The organism is Shewanella sp. AS1 (assembly GCF_021412565.1).
Classification (GTDB): domain Bacteria; phylum Pseudomonadota; class Gammaproteobacteria; order Enterobacterales; family Shewanellaceae; genus Shewanella.
Genome location: NZ_JAKCLJ010000134.1, coordinates 1 through 281 on the forward strand (window position 1 = coordinate 1; position 281 = coordinate 281).

A 281-nucleotide genomic window follows, 5' to 3' on the forward strand; every position below is an offset into this window, starting at 1 on the left:
TGGCCAAAAAAACTAAAACACCCATACAAGACACCCTTTCCCCTGTTCAAGAAAAACTCTTAGAGGCTGCAAAAAATTATCTTGGTGCTAAGGAGTTGGTTATCAATAATAAAAGATTCAATCTGGATTGTATTGGCACAGTAAGCGCCTTTTATTTTTATGCTGGAATTGATCTTACCCAGGATTTTGCCAAATACTCTGGAGATGGCGTCCAGCGTTTGTATAAAACACTTGAGGCTAAAAAACTCCTTTACAAAACGGATGCGCCTGTTCCTGGGGAC

The 281-nt window shown here is 39.9% G+C and carries 1 protein-coding gene; it reads left to right on the plus strand.

The genetic code is table 11. From position 1 onward, the window contains the following. A partial coding sequence (locus tag LZP69_RS16385) for a hypothetical protein (protein WP_234201748.1) occupies positions 1-281 on the plus strand: 281 nt, incomplete at both ends.